Genomic DNA, 16,374 nt, shown 5'->3' with positions numbered 1-16,374 from the left:
GCCACCACCCCTTCCCCGCTGTCCGCATCACACCTCCCTGCCCGCCGCGTCTAGTAAGCGAAGAGGAAGGAGCACGCCATGTGGGACACCGTCGACAGCGAGCCCGGCCAGGCCAACGAGCCTTGCCTGTCCCACGACCTGCCCTGCCAGGAGTGCGGCCACGCGATGCACACCTACCTCGCCTGTGACGACCTGCGCTGCAGCTGCCGCACGACCGGCATGCCGGGTTCGGTCCAGGTCGCTTGACCGTTTCGCACCACTTGTAGACCTGCGGTTTGGTCACCAACCGCACATCGGGGGCAACGATGTCCGCGGTTGGTGACCAAACCGCAGGTCTTCTATCGTGATCAGGCAGGTCCAACCGAACCCTCTCGCTCCGACACCCCCGTCGCGCGGAGGGTTTCCTTATCTCATATCTGAGATACTGTGGTCGGTATGGCTGACGACTACCAGGGCCGCATCGGGAACCTCATCCGCGACGCGCGCAAGCACCGCGGGATGACCCAACAGCAGCTCGCCGAGACACTGGGCACCAGTCAGAGCGCCATCAACCGCATCGAACGCGGGCACCAGAACCTCTCCCTCCAGATGATCGCGCGCATCGGCGCCGCGCTGGACTCGGAGATCGTCGCCCTCGGCGCCGGACCGACCCACCTCCGGGTCACCGGTCCGACCACGCTCACCGGGTCGATCGAGGTCAAGACGTCCAAGAACGCCGGCGTGGCCCTGCTGTGTGCGTCGCTGCTCAACCGTGGCCGCACCACCCTGCGCAAGGTGGCCCGCATCGAGGAGGTCAACCGGATCCTCGAGGTCCTGGCGAGCCTCGGCGTCCAGACGCGCTGGTTCAACGAGAGCGACCTCGAGATCATCCCGCCCGCCGAGCTCGACCTCGACAACATCGACGAGACCGCGGCCCGGCGTACCCGCTCGATCATCATGTTCCTGGGCCCGCTACTGCACCGCAGCGACCTCTTCGAGCTGCCGTACGCCGGCGGGTGCAACCTAGGCACCCGGACCGTGGAGCCGCACATGGCCGCCCTTCGACCCTTCGGCCTCGAGGTGAAGGCCACCGACGGCAGCTACCACGCGCGGGTGAACCCGCTCGTCGAGCCGCAGCGGCCGATCGTGCTCACAGAGCGTGGCGACACCGTCACCGAGAACGCGCTGATGGCCGCCGCCCTGCACCCGGGCACGACCATCATCCGCAACGCCTCGTCCAACTACATGGTCCAGGACCTCTGCTTCTTCCTGCAGAAGCTCGGGGTCGACATCGAGGGAGTCGGCACGACCACCCTGCGCGTCACCGGCGTCACCGAGATCGACGTCGACGTCGACTACGCGCCGAGCGAGGACCCCATCGAGGCGATGTCACTCCTGGCGGCCGCGATCGTGACCAAGTCCGAGATCACCATCACGCGGGTGCCCATCGAGTTCCTCGAGATCGAGCTGGCCACGTTGGAGGAGATGGGCTTCCACTACTCACGATCCGAGGAGTACGACGCCGCCAACGAGCGCACGCGCTTGGTCGACATCACCACCAAGCCCTCGGACCTGCACGCCCCGCTGGACAAGATCCACCCGATGCCGTTCCCCGGCCTCAACATCGACAACTTGCCGTTCTTCGCCGTCATCGCCGCGGTCGCCACCGGCCAGACCCTCCTGCACGACTGGGTCTACGAGAACCGTGCGATCTACCTGGTCGAGCTCAACAAGCTCGGCGGCGACGTGAAGCTGCTCGACCCGCACCGCGTCATGATCGAGGGGCCCACGCACTTCTCCGGCACCGAGATCATGTGCCCGCCCGCGCTGCGGCCCGCCGTGGTGATCCTGCTGGCGATGCTCGCCGCCAAGGGCACGTCGGTGCTGCGGTCGACGTACGTCATCCACCGCGGTTACGAGGGCCTGGCGGAGCGTCTCAACGAGCTCGGCGCCAACATCGAGACCTTCAGGGACATCTGAGACGCGCAGCCGACCGCGAGGCACGAGCGGTCGGGCGTGGGTGCGGCCAGGTCGAGCAAGCGCCGCGACTGAGGAACGAAGCCGCGATGCGCGCGTCGAGACCAGGTGGGGTGAAAGACGGCCTCAGCCGAACAACGTCTCCACCCACGACCTCGCCTGCTTGGAGACGATCGGCGGGGAGGTCATGTCACCGGTGATCCGCGGCAAGGTCGCGGTGTCCTGGACGGAACGGCTGTGCCAGTCGGTCTCGGCCTCGACGAGACTGCCGAGATCGGCCCGCTCGAGGAAGATCCCGTGACCCTCGGGGCACTGCGACACGTACGTCAGACTCTTCGCCCGCCTCGACATCTCGGCGCCGCACTTCGGGCAGCTCAGGGTCTCGTCCATGGTTCCGACCGTACTCCCCCGCCGCCCGCCCCTTGAGTACCGACGCCGATGCCGCCGCAGCGTGATCAGCGCCACGATCGACGGATGACGGTAGATACTCCTCGCGTGGCAGCCAGGCGGACGTCGAGACGGGTCGGTGGGACCAGCCCGGTCACCGGCTTCGCGTACCTCGATGCCCGGCACGACGAGGGCTCCGGGATCCTCGCGTTCGCGCACCGCGGCGGAGCCACCCACCCGGACGTCGTCGGGCTCGAGAACACGCTGCACGCCTTCGCCCACGCGCGCGGCCTCGGGTACGGCTACTTGGAGACCGACGTCCACGTGACCAGCGACGGCGTGCTCCTCGCGTTCCACGACGCGATCCTGGACCGGGTCACCGACCGCACCGGCTCGGTGGCCTCGACGACGTACGCCGAGGTGCAAGCCGCGCTGATCGGCGGGCGCGAGCAGGTTCCCACCTTCGAAGAGCTGGTCGACGCGTTCCCCGACGCCCGCTTCAACATCGACATCAAGGCCGCGGGTGCGGTCGCGCTCCTCGCGGCCTTCATCGAGGCGCGCGGTCTGCAGGACCGGGTGCTGGTCGGCTCGTTCTCCCGGCGCCGGCTCCAGGAGTTCCGCCGGCTGACGCGGGGCCGGGTCCCGACCTCGGCGGCCCCTCTCGAGGTGGCGGCGTTCCTCCTGCTGCCGAGCGGCCGCCTGGCCGACCGGGTCACGGGACGCCAGGTGTCGGCGCTCCAGGTCCCGCACCGGCGAGGGCGACTGGTCGTGGCGAGCCGTGGCCTGGTGCGCCGGGCGCACGCCGCCGGCAAGCACGTGCACGTGTGGACCGTCGACGAGCCCGACGAGATGCACGCGCTGATCGACCGTGGTGTCGACGGCCTCATGACCGACCGCACCGACATACTCAAGGCCGTGCTGACCGAGCGCGGGCAGTGGAGAGGCCCCCAGCAGATGGGTGACAGTGATGAGTGACTCCGCCGACCCCGGCAGGTCCGTCTCAGGTGGGATCGCCGACCTGCGCCCGCTGACCCGGATGAAGAACCAGAAGGCGTGGTACTGGTACGACTGGGCCAACTCGGCGTACGTCACGACCATCGCGACGGTGCTCTTCGCGCCCTACATCATCAACATCGCGGAGCGCGCTGCCGTCGACGACCGCATCAGCCTCCTCGGCATCTCCGTCGCTCCCGGGTCCCTGCCGTCCTACCTGGTCACGTTCTCGACCATCCTCTCCGCCTTCTTGCTCCCGCCGCTGGGCGCGCTCGCCGACCGCACGAAGAACAAGAAGGGCCTGCTGGCGTTCTTCGCCTGGACGGGGGCGGCGTTCGCGGCCCTGATCTTCTTCGCCACCGGCGACAACTGGCAGATCGGGGCCATCGGCCTGATCGGCGGCAACATCTGCCTGGGGGCGTCGGCCGTGGTCAACGACGCGATCCTGCCGCTCATCTCCGAGGAGCATGACCGCGACCGCGTCTCCTCGCGCGGCTGGGCCTGGGGCTACCTCGGCGGCGGCATCCTGCTCGCGATCAACCTCGCGGTGGTGACGGTCCTGCCGTTCGGGCTGAGCACCGAGAGCGCCGCGCGCGTCAGCATGCTGTCCGCCGCGGTCTGGTGGGCGGCCTTCACCTTCATCCCCTACCTCAAGCTTTCTGACTTCCCGCCGGTGCACGTCGTCCCCGAGAGCGGCGGGATCATCCGGCAGAGCTTCGGGCAGCTGGCCGACACCCTGAAGGACCTGCGCAACTACCCCGTCGCGCTCACCTTCCTGGTCGCCTACCTCTTCTTCAACGACGGGATCCAGACCGTCATCGCGTCCTCGTCGACCTACGGCTCGGAACAGCTCGGCTTCTCCGACGACGTCCTCATCATCACGATCCTGCTGGTCCAGTTCGTGGCCTTCTTCGGCGCGCTCACGTTCGGGCGCCTGGCCAAGGTGTACGGCGCCAAGCGGGTGATCCTGGCCGGGCTGGTCGTCTGGATGGCGATCGTCACCGCAGCCCTGTTCCTCCCCGAGGAGAAGATGATCCCGTTCCTGGCGCTGGGCGTGGCCATCGGCATCGTGCTCGGTGGCACCCAGGCGCTGGCGCGTTCCTACTTCTCCCTGCTGATCCCCCGCGGCAAGGAAGCGGAGTACTTCAGCTTCTACCACGCGATGGACCGCGGCACCTCGTGGTTCGGAACGCTCACGTTCGGCCTCGTGTACCAGTTCACGGGGTCCTACCGCCCGGCGATCTTCGCCCTCATCGCGTTCTTCGCGCTGGGCGGGCTGCTGCTCTTGAGGGTCGACACCGCCAAGGGAATCCGCGACGCCGGGAACGACGTGCCGGCGGTCATCTGAAACCTGTCCGAAGAGGTCGTCCGCGGCCCGTCTCGACCCGTTCGAACCCTCCGGTCACCCCCAGGGAGGGTCCAGGCTGAAGGTCTGCTGAGAATCCGCCCCCATGCCCTGGGCGAGCGAACTTTTCCGGAATCCGAGACGTCCTACTAACGTTGACAGACGTACAAGCGTTGTACGGGTGGACGGACGCTACAGCGTCATGATCACCCTTCCCGTGCGTCACACCATCAACGCACCGGGGAACTCATACTTCAGGAGGTGGCTCCAAGTGGCGGAGCGCACACTACGGGGAGCGCGGCTCGGCGGCCAGAGCTTCGAGGACGAGCGAGGCATCGAGTTCGCGGCTCGTCAGCAGATCGGATACACGTGTCCGCAGGGGCACGTCTTCGAGATCACCATGTCGGTCGAGGCCGATGTGCCCGCCCTCTGGGAGTGCCCGCGCTGCGGCGCCGAGGCACTGAGCAACTCGGGCGAGCTTCCCGAGGCGAAGGCTGAGAAGCCGGTCCGTACGCACTGGGACATGCTCCTGGAGCGTCGCTCCGTGAAGGAGCTCGAGGACATCCTCAAGGAGCGGCTCGAGCTGCTCAGGGGCGGCGAGATCGGCCCGGCGCACTTGCACCGAGCCAACGCGAAGAAGCGCAAGGTCTCCTGACCTTCTCGACTGACCCTCAGTCCTCGTCGAGCACCTCACCCCGGACCACCGGCCCGTCAGGGCCGGAGCCGGGGTGTCGTGCGTCTCGGCCCGGAACGCCGCCCACGATCGTGAGGTGCCGGGTCACCAGCCGGGTCAGCACCCGCCGCGCGAGCGGACGCGTCAGCGGCACGATGACGAAGAGACCGAGCGCGTCGCTGACGAAGCCGGGCGTGAGCATCAGCGTGCCGCCGATGAGGATGAGAGCGCCGTCGGCGAGCTCACGGGCCGGCATCCGTCCGGACCCCAGAGCCGACGTCAGCGCCATCCAGGCCCGCCTGCCCTCACGACGGATCAGCCACGAGCCGAGCAGCGAGTCGGCGATCAGCAGCGCGATAGTCCACCAGGCGCCGATGACCTGGCCGACCTGGATGAGCACGTAGATCTCGACGAGCGGGACCACGACGAAGGCGACGAAGAGCACCCACCACGGCCAACGGCGACGCCTCCTCCCGGCGGACGCGCCGCCGGTGGTGCTCGTCATCGCGTGCGGAGCCGGCGGGCGATGCCGCGGAGCTGCCGCCCGCGCTCGCGCACTCCCCAGCCCGTGATGCGCTGGAGGGACTCGCGGGCGACTGCGCCCGACATCTTGGAGTCGCCGCGGACTCGCTCCACGAACTCGATCGGCACCTCCGCGACGCGGAGCCCTGCCCGGATGGCCCGGTAGGCCATGTCCGTCTGGAAGACGTAGCCCATCGAGCGCACCGTCGCCAGGTCGATCTTCTCCAGCGCGTGACGGCGGACGAGGCGGAACCCGGCGGTCGTGTCGTGCAGCGGCATGCCGAGGAGCAGCCTGACGTAGAGGTTGCCACCTCGCGACAAGAGCTGGCGCTGCCATGGCCAGTTGACGACCGAGCCGCCCGGGACCCACCGAGCGCCGATCACGACGTCGGCGTCGCGGAGGGCGTCCAGCAGCCGGTACAGCTGCTCGGGCTGGTGAGAGCCGTCGGCGTCCATCTGCCCGACGACGTCGTACCCGGCGTCGAGCGCCACCTGGAAGCCCTGCAGGTAGGCCGCTCCGAGGCCGAGCTTCTCGGTGCGGTGCACGACCGACACCTGGGGGTCCGCCGCCGCGAGACGGTCGGCGATCGCGCCGGTGCCGTCGGGTGAGCCGTCGTCGACGACGAGGACGTCGAGAGCGGGCTGAGCGGCCCTGATGCGGCCGACGATCCACTCGAGGTTCTCCGACTCGTTGTACGTCGGCAGCACCATCACCACGCGACCCAGGTCGGAGTGCGGGCCCAGCTCAGCGGCCGGCTCGGTCATGGCGTTCCTCAGTCTCTTCGTGGACGGCAGGGGCGGGGGCCGTGGCGGTCTCGGGCTCCCGGGTTCGGCCCCGACGATACGACAGCAACGCCCACACGAGCGCGAGCACCGACGCGATGAGCGCGGCGAGACCCAGCGCCGGCCCCAGCCGGATCCCGGGCGGCACGTCGGAGGTCAGCGGCACCGTCTCGACGACGTACCCCTGCGTCCGCCGCTCCAGCACCGAGGTCGGCGTGCCGTCCGGAGCGATGATCCCGGTGATGCCGTTGGTGGACGCGACCGCCACGTGTCGACCTGCCTCGATGGCGCGCACGCGGGTGATGTCGAACTGCTGGTCCAGCTGGCTGGTCCGGCTGAAGGTCGCGTTGGACGTCTGCACGACCAGCAGGCGTGCACCGGAGTTCAGCTGGGTGTAGATCCCCTCGTCGTACGCCACGTCGAAGCAGATCGCGTCGGCGACCGGGATCCCCGCGATCCGCAGCGGGTCGAGACGGGTGCCGGCCTGCATGTCCCGCGCCACCCGGGCCAGCTCGTCGAACCGGCTGGTGAGCGGGTTGCTGTCCCGCCACGGGATGTACTCGCCGTAGGGCACCGGGTGCCTCTTGGTGTAGCGATCGGCGGCCCCGGTCTCGGGGTTCCACACGATGCCCTGGTTGAGGATCTTGCCCGGGCGCGGGTCGTCGACGATCGCCCCGACCAGGATGGGGACGTCGACGGCCGCGACTGCGGTGCGGATCTCCTGGTTGAGCGAGCCGTCCAGGAACGGGTCGAGGGCCGTCGCGTTCTCCGGCCAGACCACGAGGTCGGGACGTGGCACCTCTCCTGCGTCGGCGGCCTCGGCCAGGCGGATCGTGGTGTCGACGTGGTTCTGGGTCACCTGACGGTGGTCGTAGAGGATGTCGGTGCCCGGCCCCGGCACGTCGCCCTGGACGGCAGCGACGGTCACCTCACCGTCAGGGGTGGCGGAGTAGGGCACCAGGTTGGGAAGCGCGATGGACACCCCAACGCCGACGACGGCGACCGCGACCGCGCGGGGGGCGCGCCGGAACCGCAGCAGCGCCCAGGCCAGCGTGGTGCCGCTCAGCGCGACGAGGAGGCTCACCCCCGTGGCCCCGACGTAGGGCAGCGCCGCGGCGTACGGGGTGTCCGCGGTGGCGAAGGCGAGGCGCCCCCAGGGCATGCCGCCGAACGGGTACGACGACCGCCACACCTCGACGCCGACCCAGAGGGTGGCGGTGAAGACCGGCCAGAGGCGCAACCGCGACACCAGCGCGACGGTCGCGCCCAGCGGGACGAAGAACACCGTCTCGAGCGTGCCGAGCAGCACCCAGGCGTCGTAGCCGACCGAGCGCATCCAGAACAGGTGGACGTACATGAACGCCGCACCGGCGAGCAGCCCGATCCACGCGCCCCGGCGGATCCGGACTCCGTGCAGCGCCAGCGCGAACCCGGCGACGCCCACGGGGAGCAGGGCCGGCAGGTCGTAGGGCTTGAAGGAGGCAGCCAGCGTGAGGCCAGACAGCACCGCGAGCAACGCACGGACCGGAGCTCCCATGCAGGGAGTATCGGCCATCCCTCAAGCCGAGCGGCGAGGCGGGCCGCGCCGGTGGCTGCATCACGGCGGACCTGCAGCGAAACGGGAGGGACCGGGACCCTTCGGACCAACCCTGCGCCGACCGGCTGCCGACGTAGGGAAGTTGTCTAAGGAGCCCTGGTCCCTCCCGCATCCCCCTTCGTGGGGCGAGACCGGGTCCGCGAACCACGCGGGACAAGTGGGCGGCTCCCCACTCTCCGTCGCAGGCCACTCGGACACCGGTCCCCCGACCACGATCTGCAGAGGAGGACCCCCGAACCTTCTGCGCCACGGGCCCGGGCTGTCAACCAGGCGATGACCTGCGGCAACGCGCAAATCCGCAGGTCACGAGCCGGTCCGCACGGCCCGAAAGATCCTCAGAAATCTCTCAGGGTCGGCGTGTCGCGACGCGACACGCCGAAGACTGCGCTAGTCCACTTGGAACGTGCCAATCCCTTGTGGCACAAGGGTTTCTGGTCCCGTTCAAACCCTGGTCCTGCGCAGCCCTCACGGGCGCGGTGGCACCACGACGGTTCCTGTCGCCGTGGTGGCCAACAGTGGCTCGGTGAGGAGCTCGGCGGCCCCCGGCCGCTCCTGCGTCGCAGCCCCGCGGGCGACCACGTGGACCGCGAAGTCGAGGGTCCGGCTGCGGGTGCCGACGCGCGTCAGGGTGCAGGTGATCTCGAGGACGTCACCGGCCCTGACGGCCTCACGGAACTGCACGTCGCTGTACGACGCGAAGAGCCCCTCGTCCCCGTCTGTGCGGATGCACATCTCGGTGGCGACGTCGCCGAAGAGTCCCAGCGAGTAGGCGCCGTCGACGAGGTTGCCGGCGTAGTGGGCGTGCGAGTAGGGCACGTAGCGGCGGTGCACGACCGTCGTGCCGGGCTCGGGAACGTCGGTGGTCGAGCCTGTCGAGACCGTCATGAGGCCTTCCTGTCGGGTCGGTCGGTGGTCAGTCGGTGCACGAGGTACGACGCCACGTCGCCGGGCGTCGTACCCCTCGTGAAGACGCGGTCGACGCCGAGGTCAGCGGCCATCGCCTCGTCGAAGCGCGGACCGCCGACGACCAGCAGCGGACGCTTTCCGGCGGGGTAGGACTCACGGAAGGCGGCGCTCATCTCGCGGGTGTTGAGCAGGTGGGCGTCGCGCTGGGTCACCACCTGCGAGACCAGGACGGCGTCCGCCTTCTCCTGGCGCGCCCGGTCGACCAGCTGCGGCACGGAGACCTGGGCGCCGAGGTTCACGACCTTGACCTCCCGGTAGTACTCGAGCCCCTTCTCCCCCGCGAAGCCCTTGATGTTGAGGATCGCGTCGATGCCGACGGTGTGGGCGTCGGTGCCGATGCAGCCGCCGACCACGACCAGGCGGCGGCGCAGCGCCCGCTTGATCGCGGCGTTGGCCTCCTTGGGCGTCAGCAGCGGGTAGTCGCGCTCGACGACCTCGACCTTCGACACGTCGACGAGGTGGTTCACCCGGCCGTAGACGACGAAGAACGTGAAACCCTCCCCCATCGGCTTGCTGTGCACGACCAGCGCGGGGTCCATGCCCATCTTGTTGGCGAGCTGGACGGCCGCGCCGTCGGCGACCTTGGCGAGGTCGCCGATCGAGGAGATGGGCAGCGTGAAGCTGAGCTGCACCATGCCGTCGCCGGTGGTGTCGCCGTAGGGCCTGACGATCTGGCTCATGCCTTCTCCTCGAGCAGCTCGCTGGCAGGGTTGTAGTAGGCACCGGACTTCTTGGCGACCCCGTCGAGGCCGCGTCCGCCATCAGGTGGGCGGCGCATCAGGCCGAAGGTGCCGTCGGCGATCGCTGCCAGCAGCGGCGGGTCGCCTGCACTGTCGGTGTCGTGGGCGATCTCCTCGAGCAGCCCGATGGCCTTCCCGAGCACCTCCCGGGCACGCTCCTGGATGAAGCCGCCAGGCTTGGGATGGAAGTCCTCGTGCAGGTTGCCGGCGGCGTTCATGACGTAGCGGACGTTCTGCAACGCCAGGTCGCGGTCGGAGATCCAGGGAGTCACGACGGCCTCCGTCATCATGCCGACCAGCAGGATGCCCTGGTCGCTGAGAGCCCCGACGAGGTTGAAGAAGCCGTCGAGGAGGAAGCCCTTGAAGACGTCGCCGGTCATGTGCCGCGTCGGCGGCATCCACTTCAGCGGCGCCTTGGGGAACAGGTCGCGCGCGAGCATGGCGTGGGCGAGCTCGAGCCGGAACGAGTCCGGAACGTCGGGGTCGATCTCGAAGGCGTGACCGAGGCCCAGCTGCCAGTCCTCGAGCCCGGCCTCCTTGGCGAAGTACTCGTTGAGCAGCTGGCTGGTCGTGACGGTGTGGGCGGCCTCGACCGCGTCGGCGGTGGTGAGGTAGTTGTCCTCCCCGGTGTTGATGATGATGCCCGCGCGGGCGTGGATCTGGCGGCTGAACCGCTGGTCGACGAAGGTGCGGACCGGGTTGATGTCGCGGAAGAGGATCCCGTACATCGAGTCGTTCAGCATCATGTCGAGCCGCTCGAGACCGGCCAGCGTGGCGATCTCCGGCATGCAGAGCCCGCTCGCGTAGTTGGTCAGCCGCACGTAGCGGCCCAGCTCGCGGCTGGTGTCGTCGAGGGCCGCCCGCATCAGGCGGAAGTTCTCCTGGGTGGCGTACGTGCCGGCGAAGCCCTCGCGGGTCGCACCTTCGGGCACGTAGTCGAGCAGGCTCTGCCCGGTCGAGCGGATCACCGCGATGATGTCCGCTCCCTCGCGAGCGGCAGCCTGGGCCTGCGGGATGTCCTCGTAGATGTCACCCGTCGCGACGATGAGGTAGATCCACGGCTTGCGCGGGGCGTCGCCCACCTTCTTGATCAGCCGCTCGCGCTCGACGCGGCGAGCGTCGATGCGCTTGATGCCGCGGCCCACCGCCTTGCGCGAGGCGCTGGCGGCGTACGTCGCCTCGCGACCCTTCGGGAGCCGGAACCGTACGCTGCCCGCCGACGCCTTCTGCGCGAGCGTGAGCAGGTCCTCGGCCTCGCCGCGGCGGAGGGCGTCCCAGACCGGTAGGGCGATCCCGTGCGCGAGGCCGCCGTCCTCGTGGAGGTCGGCGCGCACGACGTCGACGAGGCGGTTGACCCAGGGCGTGCCGTCGGCGTCGGCGCCCGCCAGGCCGGCCAGGCGCAGCGTGGCGCGCTCGACGGAGACTGTGGTGTGCCGCTGGGCCAGCCGCACGATGGGGCGGCCTACCGTGCGGGCGAGGGAGCGGGCGCGCTTGACGTCCGCTGCGGCGAGCTGGAGCTTGCCGACGCTCATGTGTGCTCCTGATGTGGGAAGACGGTCCGGCCGTCGACGACGGTCCGCAAGCAGAGGGGCAGGTCGGCGCCGGGCTCCAGGACGGGCAGTCCATGGGCGTCGAGACCTGCGGTTGGTGACCAAACCGCATACGTCGCGGCGGCTCCGACGGCGATCCGGCCGCGCCCGTCGAGACCTGCGGCGTGCCATCCTCCGGCCGTGTGGGCGGCGAACGCGTCGCGGGGCGACATCCGGAATGCGGGATTCTGGTGGTGCACGGCGGCCCGGACAGCCCCCCAGGGTTCCGGGCTCGTGACGGGCGAGTCGGACCCGAACGCGACGGCGACCCCCGCGCCGGCGAGCGTCGCGAAGGGGTTCATGGCCTCCCAGCGGTGTCCAAGGCGCTCGGCGTACATCCCCTCCGGCCCACCCCACAGGCCGTCGAACATGGGCTGCACGCTGGCCACGACGCCGAGCCGGGCGAAGACCTCGATGGCCTCCGGGGACGGCATCTCGCAGTGTTCGAGCCGGTGCCGGGCGGCGCGCACCGCGTCGGCCCCGACCCTCTCGGCCGCACGCGCGAAGCCCTCCTCGACCGCCGCCAGTGCGGCGTCGCCGATGCAGTGGAAGCCGCCCTGGAGGCCGCGCTCGGTGCACCCCACGACGTGATCGGCGATCTGGATCGCGTCGAGGTAGCCGTGGCCGCAGTGGCCGTCGAGGTCGGCGTACGCGTCGGTCATCGCCGCCGTCCTCGAGCCGACGGCGCCGTCGGCGACGAGGTCGCCGGCCAGGCCGGAGACGCCCAGTCGCTCGACCTTGTCGAAGGCACCCAGCTCACCCCAGTAGGCCGTCACGTGCAGTCCGCCCTCAGCGGCGGCGCGGCGGACGAGGTCGAGCTCGTACTCCGGGCCGATGTGCGGCGCAGCGTTCTCGTGGAAGGCGCCGACGCCGTGGGCGGCGAGCGAGGCCACCGCGCGACGCGCGGCGTCGAGCCGCTGCTCCGGCCCGTCGAGGTCGGCGAGCTTGTCGCTCACCGTGTGCTTGGCGCGCCGCTCGAGTCGCCCGGTGGCCGCCCAGCCCTCCTGGGTTATGACCTGCGGGGTCTCTGCGAGCAGCGCGTGGCTGACGATCGCGGAGTGCCCGTCCACGCGCGAGAGGTAGAGCCGCCGGCCCGGCGCCACCCGCTCGAGCTCGTCGGCGGTCGGGAGGGTGCGTTCGGGCCATCGGGTCTCGTCCCAGCCGGCACCGATCACCACGGCATCGCCGGGCCTGGCCGCGACATGAGCGGCGACCCGGCCGAGGAGGTCGTCCTTGTCCGAGCAGCCGGACAGGTCGAGGCCGTCGAGCAGGCGGCCGGTCTGCACGAGGTGCAGGTGGCTGTCGACGAAGGCAGGGGCGACCAGGGCACCCTGCAGGTCCACGACCTCGTCGGCACCGTCGTAGGCGGCTGCCCGGTCATCGTCCCCGAGCCACGCCACTGTGCCCCCGTCGGTGGCGAGCGCAGAGACGGTCCCGTCCGAGGTGAGGACGGTGCCGCCGTGCAGAAGAACCTTCACAGTCGGCCCTCGAACAGCCGCCGCACGCCCGGGCTCGAGCGGAGCAGGTCGAGGGCGTACGCCGCGTGGCCCGGCACGTAGCCGTTGCCGACCAGCATCGTGACGTCGGCGGCGAGCCCCTCTGCGCCCAGCGCGGCGGCCGAGAAGGACGTGGCCATGGAGAAGAAGATGACCGTGCCGCCGTCGGCCGTCGCCAGGACGGCGCCTCCCTCGCAGCCCGGCACGTCGACGCAGACGACCGTCACGTGGGCCGGACCGCCGGCCGCGGACACCGCGTCACGCAGGGCGATCGGGTCGCGGGCGTCGGCCACGACCACCTCGTCGGCGATCGCGGCGTCGAGAAGCAGCTCGGCCTCACGCTCGTGCGGGACCACGCCGATCGTCCGCGTGGCGCCGGCGCGCTTCGCAGCGGCGAGGCTCAGCGAGCCCGACTTGCCCGCGCCGCCGACCACGGCCACGACGAGGTCGCCACGCTCGCGGGCGGCCCGCTCGGCCACGACCCGTGCCGTCAGCGCGGGGGCCCCACACACGTCCATGACGGCCAGGCTCAGCGCCGGGTCGAGGTCGTCGGGGATCACGGCGGCGATCGACCGGCCGAACAGGACGGCGTACCCGTCGCAGGGCACCTGCTCGCTCTTCCCGTCCCAGCCAGCGAGGCCGTCCTCGATGACGAGCGGGGTCAGGCTGAGGGAGACGAGGGTGGCGACCCGGTCGCCGACCTCGAGCCCTAGCGGGGACTCCTCTCCCACCGCCTCCACCGTGCCGACGAGCATCCCGCCGGAGCCGGTCTCGGGGTTCTGCATCTTGCCGCGCGTGGCGACGATGTCGAGGACCTCCGCGCGGACGGCGTCCCCGTCGTGGTCGTGCTTGCCCTCCAGCTGGCGGAAGCTCGCCGCGTCGAGGTTGAGCCGCTCCACGCGGACTCGCACCTCGTCCGGCCACAGCTCGCGGCGGGTGTCCAGCCGCTCGGCGGCCTGCGGGAGCACGACGCGGTCGTCGAGGACCCGGTGCAGCCCGGTCGGGTCCGCGGTCTCCGGCACCGAGGTGCTCGAGATGTGGCTATTGACCGAAGTCACCGGTCGTCCTCCATCATTGTTGACGTCTGGCCGCAAATTCTCCGGCGCGGCATTGGACTTGCCGAAGGCTGTCCGCCTACTCTGGCATGAGCGACGCGCGTCTCACAACCGCCGCGCTGTCGCCGCGCCACCGAACGCCGAACACCTGCAACCCGAGGAGTGACCCCATGAGCATCGAGACCGCCCTCGGCAGCGTCGACGCCCGGCAGGACACTGGCCAGCCCTATCCCTATGCCTACACCGAGCTGGTCGAGCCGGACTGGACCAGGTTCCCCGGCTGGCGCGACGTGACCGCCGAGGACTGGGCCTCGGTGCAGTGGCAGCGTGCGCACTGCGTCAAGAACGTCAAGCAGCTGCGTGAGCTGATGGGCGACCTGATCGACGACCGCTTCTACGCCGACCTCGAGCGCGACCAGGCCGAACGGGCGACGATGTCCATGCTGGTCCCGCCCCAGATGATGAACACGATGGCGCCGCACGTGGAGCCGTCCGGCCCCGGCTCGCTCACCGACGCGTTCTACGCCGACCCGGTGCGCAACTACATGATCCCGGTCTTCTCCGACCGTCGGACCGACTGGGCCTCCCACCCGCACGCGACCCGCGACTCCCTGCACGAGCACGACATGTGGGCCACCGAGGGCCTGACCCACCGCTACCCCACGAAGGTGCTCGCCGAGCTGCTCCCGACCTGCCCCCAGTACTGCGGCCACTGCACCCGCATGGACCTCGTCGGCAACTCCACCGCGGTCATCGACAAGCTCAAGTTCGTCGGCAAGCCCAACGACCGGCTGGGCGACATGCTCGACTACCTGCGCCGTACGCCGTCCGTCCGCGACGTCGTGGTGTCCGGTGGCGACGTCGCCAACATGCCGTGGCCCCGCCTCGAAGCATTCCTGACCGACCTCCTCGAGATCGAGAACATCCGCGACATCCGGCTCGCCACCAAGGCGCTGATGGCGCTGCCGCAGCACTGGCTGCAGACCGACGTCGTCGACGGCATGGGCCGGGTGGCCTCGATCGCCCGCTCCCGCGGCGTCTCCATCGCGATCCACACCCACGTCAACCACGCCAACTCGGTGACCCCGCTGGTCGCCCAGGCGACCCGGGCGATGCTCGACACCGGCATCCGCGACGTGCGCAACCAGGGCGTCCTGATGAGCGGCGTGAACGCCGACCCGCACACCCTGCTCGACCTGTGCTTCCGGCTCCTCGATGGCGCGCAGATCATGCCCTACTACTTCTACATGTGCGACATGATCCCGTACTCGGAGCACTGGCGGGTCTCGGTCGCCGACGCGCAGCGGCTGCAGCACCACATCATGGGCTACCTGCCGGGGTTCGCGACCCCGCGCATCGTGTGCGACGTGCCCTTCGTCGGCAAGCGCTGGGTCCACCAGCTGGCTGACTACGACACCGAGCGCGGCATCTCGTACTGGACGAAGAACTACCGCACCTCGATCGAGGCCGCCGACCCTGAGGCGCTCGCGCGCACCTACGAGTACTACGACCCGATCCACACGCTTCCCCCTGCCGGCCAGGCGTGGTGGGAGCAGCACGGCCGTCTCGACGAGTCCGCGCTCAAGGCCGCCGAGGTCGCCGAGGCGTCCCGCCGGATGGCCGCCCTCCAGGCCCACTGACCCGGTTCAGACCTGCGGTTTGGTCACCAACCGCAGATCTCGCCGCCCAGAACCTGCGGTTTGGTCACCAACCGCAGATCTCGCCGCCCAGAACCTGCGGTTGGTGACCAAACCGCAACGTGAGCAACCGCCCGAAGCAGCCGGGCCGAATCAGGTGACGGGTCGGTTCTCGAACGGCGTGGACAGCACGATCGTCGTGCGGGTCGAGACGTTGGCGGCGGCCCGGATCTCGGCGAGCAGGTTCTCCAGGTCCGAGGGCGTGGCCACCCGGACCTTGAGGATGTAGGACTCGTCGCCGGCCACCGACCAGCACGACTCGATGGAGCGGATGCCGGTCAGCCGCTGCGGGTAGTCGTCGGGCTCGGAGGGGTCGATCGGCGTGACCGACACGAACGCCGTGAAGGGCAGTCCGATCTGCTCGTGGTCGACGGTGGCGCCGTACCCCTTGATCAGGCCCCGCTGCTCGAGCCTCTTGACGCGCTGGTGCACCGCCGACGTGGACAGCCCGGTCGCCTTGCCGAGATCGGTGAAGGACATGCGGCCGTCGGCCGCCAGCAGCCGCATGATCTTCCGATCCGTGTCTTCCACGCCGGACACCCTAGTGGCAGCGGCGCACATGAGAGGGTCGTGCC

16 protein-coding genes are annotated in these 16,374 nt (G+C 70.1%); 6 read left to right on the top strand and 10 right to left on the bottom strand.

Annotated elements, in window-relative coordinates; translation table 11 throughout:
• The first annotated feature begins 78 nt into the window (after positions 1-78).
• Together ABD295_RS07205 and ABD295_RS07200 are read left to right on the top strand one after the other, a co-directional pair.
• Positions 79-246, top strand: a complete 168-nt coding sequence (locus ABD295_RS07205; protein ID WP_344302999.1) for a hypothetical protein — start codon at positions 79-81, stop codon at positions 244-246.
• 189 nt (positions 247-435) lie between these two features.
• A complete protein-coding gene (locus tag ABD295_RS07200; RefSeq protein WP_344302998.1) occupies positions 436-1,959 on the top strand; it encodes a helix-turn-helix domain-containing protein in 1,524 nt (507 codons plus the stop codon).
• Positions 1,960-2,082: 123 nt separating this feature from the next.
• On the opposite strand, the gene ABD295_RS07195 is transcribed toward ABD295_RS07200, so the two are convergent.
• Positions 2,083-2,346, bottom strand: coding sequence for a TFIIB-type zinc ribbon-containing protein (locus ABD295_RS07195; protein WP_344302997.1), 264 nt, complete (start codon positions 2,344-2,346; stop codon positions 2,083-2,085).
• 105 nt (positions 2,347-2,451) lie between these two features.
• Between ABD295_RS07195 and ABD295_RS07190 the strand changes: the two genes are divergently transcribed.
• The 3 genes from ABD295_RS07190 (at position 2,452) to ABD295_RS07180 (ending at position 5,336) form a co-directional block, all read left to right on the top strand.
• The gene (locus ABD295_RS07190; RefSeq protein WP_344302996.1) at positions 2,452-3,318 is read left to right on the top strand and encodes a glycerophosphodiester phosphodiesterase family protein; all 867 of its coding nucleotides are present in this window, start codon (positions 2,452-2,454) and stop codon (positions 3,316-3,318) included.
• Positions 3,311-4,684 (top strand): MFS transporter, encoded by a 1,374-nt coding sequence (locus ABD295_RS07185; RefSeq protein WP_344302995.1) that lies wholly within the window; start codon positions 3,311-3,313, stop codon positions 4,682-4,684. Before ABD295_RS07190 ends, ABD295_RS07185 begins: the two co-directional genes overlap by 8 nt.
• A 268-nt stretch (positions 4,685-4,952) precedes the next feature.
• Positions 4,953-5,336: an RNA polymerase-binding protein RbpA gene (locus ABD295_RS07180; protein ID WP_344302994.1), complete on the top strand. Its 384-nt coding sequence runs from the start codon at positions 4,953-4,955 to the stop codon at positions 5,334-5,336.
• Positions 5,337-5,352: 16 nt separating this feature from the next.
• Here the strand turns inward: ABD295_RS07180 and ABD295_RS07175 are convergent, their stop codons facing one another.
• From ABD295_RS07175 to kdd, 8 genes are all read right to left on the bottom strand, one after another.
• Entirely contained in the window at positions 5,353-5,859 is a 507-nt protein-coding gene (locus ABD295_RS07175; RefSeq protein WP_344302993.1) for an FxsA family protein, read from the bottom strand.
• Positions 5,856-6,641, bottom strand: a complete 786-nt coding sequence (locus ABD295_RS07170; protein WP_344302992.1) for a polyprenol monophosphomannose synthase — start codon at positions 6,639-6,641, stop codon at positions 5,856-5,858. The genes ABD295_RS07175 and ABD295_RS07170 overlap by 4 nt, the downstream gene beginning before the upstream one ends.
• Positions 6,622-8,196 (bottom strand): apolipoprotein N-acyltransferase, encoded by a 1,575-nt coding sequence (lnt, locus tag ABD295_RS07165; RefSeq protein WP_344302991.1) that lies wholly within the window; start codon positions 8,194-8,196, stop codon positions 6,622-6,624. The genes ABD295_RS07170 and lnt overlap by 20 nt, the downstream gene beginning before the upstream one ends.
• A gap of 525 nt (positions 8,197-8,721) precedes the next feature.
• On the bottom strand, positions 8,722-9,141 hold the full coding sequence (gene kal / locus ABD295_RS07160) for a 3-aminobutyryl-CoA ammonia lyase (protein WP_344302990.1): 420 nt from the start codon (positions 9,139-9,141) through the stop codon (positions 8,722-8,724).
• The gene (gene kamE / locus ABD295_RS07155; RefSeq protein ID WP_344302989.1) at positions 9,138-9,902 is read right to left on the bottom strand and encodes a lysine 5,6-aminomutase subunit beta; all 765 of its coding nucleotides are present in this window, start codon (positions 9,900-9,902) and stop codon (positions 9,138-9,140) included. Before kamE ends, kal begins: the two co-directional genes overlap by 4 nt.
• A complete protein-coding gene (gene kamD / locus ABD295_RS07150) occupies positions 9,899-11,494 on the bottom strand; it encodes a lysine 5,6-aminomutase subunit alpha (protein ID WP_344302988.1) in 1,596 nt (531 codons plus the stop codon). The genes kamE and kamD overlap by 4 nt, the downstream gene beginning before the upstream one ends.
• Positions 11,491-13,029, bottom strand: coding sequence for an amidohydrolase (locus ABD295_RS07145; RefSeq protein ID WP_344302987.1), 1,539 nt, complete (start codon positions 13,027-13,029; stop codon positions 11,491-11,493). The genes kamD and ABD295_RS07145 overlap by 4 nt, the downstream gene beginning before the upstream one ends.
• Positions 13,026-14,105 (bottom strand): L-erythro-3,5-diaminohexanoate dehydrogenase, encoded by a 1,080-nt coding sequence (kdd, locus tag ABD295_RS07140; protein WP_344302986.1) that lies wholly within the window; start codon positions 14,103-14,105, stop codon positions 13,026-13,028. Before kdd ends, ABD295_RS07145 begins: the two co-directional genes overlap by 4 nt.
• A 167-nt stretch (positions 14,106-14,272) precedes the next feature.
• Here kdd and ABD295_RS07135 point away from each other — a divergent pair, with 167 nt between their 5' ends.
• Positions 14,273-15,742, top strand: a complete 1,470-nt coding sequence (locus tag ABD295_RS07135; protein ID WP_344302985.1) for a KamA family radical SAM protein — start codon at positions 14,273-14,275, stop codon at positions 15,740-15,742.
• Positions 15,743-15,892: 150 nt separating this feature from the next.
• Here ABD295_RS07135 and ABD295_RS07130 read toward each other — a convergent pair whose 3' ends face one another.
• Complete coding sequence (locus ABD295_RS07130; protein ID WP_344302984.1) at positions 15,893-16,330, bottom strand: Lrp/AsnC family transcriptional regulator; 438 nt, start codon at positions 16,328-16,330, stop codon at positions 15,893-15,895.
• Positions 16,331-16,374: the final 44 nt, after the last annotated feature.

It is taken from the genome of Nocardioides bigeumensis, from assembly GCF_039531755.1.
GTDB classification, from domain to species: domain Bacteria; phylum Actinomycetota; class Actinomycetes; order Propionibacteriales; family Nocardioidaceae; genus Nocardioides; species Nocardioides bigeumensis.
The sequence above is the reverse complement of the archived record's forward strand: the minus strand, read 5'-3'. Positions and strand labels throughout refer to the sequence as shown.

Bases quoted from the DNA above. Each gene is read 5' to 3' on its own strand.
- ABD295_RS07205 (WP_344302999.1), top strand. From the start codon at position 79: ATGTGGGACACCGTCGACAGCGAGCCCGGCCAGGCCAACGAGCCTTGC.
- ABD295_RS07200 (WP_344302998.1), top strand. From the start codon at position 436: ATGGCTGACGACTACCAGGGCCGCATCGGGAACCTCATCCGCGACGCG.
- ABD295_RS07195 (WP_344302997.1), bottom strand. From the start codon at position 2,346: ATGGACGAGACCCTGAGCTGCCCGAAGTGCGGCGCCGAGATGTCGAGG.
- ABD295_RS07185 (WP_344302995.1), top strand. From the start codon at position 3,311: ATGAGTGACTCCGCCGACCCCGGCAGGTCCGTCTCAGGTGGGATCGCC.
- ABD295_RS07175 (WP_344302993.1), bottom strand. From the start codon at position 5,859: ATGACGAGCACCACCGGCGGCGCGTCCGCCGGGAGGAGGCGTCGCCGT.
- ABD295_RS07170 (WP_344302992.1), bottom strand. From the start codon at position 6,641: ATGACCGAGCCGGCCGCTGAGCTGGGCCCGCACTCCGACCTGGGTCGC.
- lnt (WP_344302991.1), bottom strand. From the start codon at position 8,196: ATGGGAGCTCCGGTCCGTGCGTTGCTCGCGGTGCTGTCTGGCCTCACG.
- kal (WP_344302990.1), bottom strand. From the start codon at position 9,141: ATGACGGTCTCGACAGGCTCGACCACCGACGTTCCCGAGCCCGGCACG.
- kamE (WP_344302989.1), bottom strand. From the start codon at position 9,902: ATGAGCCAGATCGTCAGGCCCTACGGCGACACCACCGGCGACGGCATG.
- kamD (WP_344302988.1), bottom strand. From the start codon at position 11,494: ATGAGCGTCGGCAAGCTCCAGCTCGCCGCAGCGGACGTCAAGCGCGCC.
- ABD295_RS07135 (WP_344302985.1), top strand. From the start codon at position 14,273: ATGAGCATCGAGACCGCCCTCGGCAGCGTCGACGCCCGGCAGGACACT.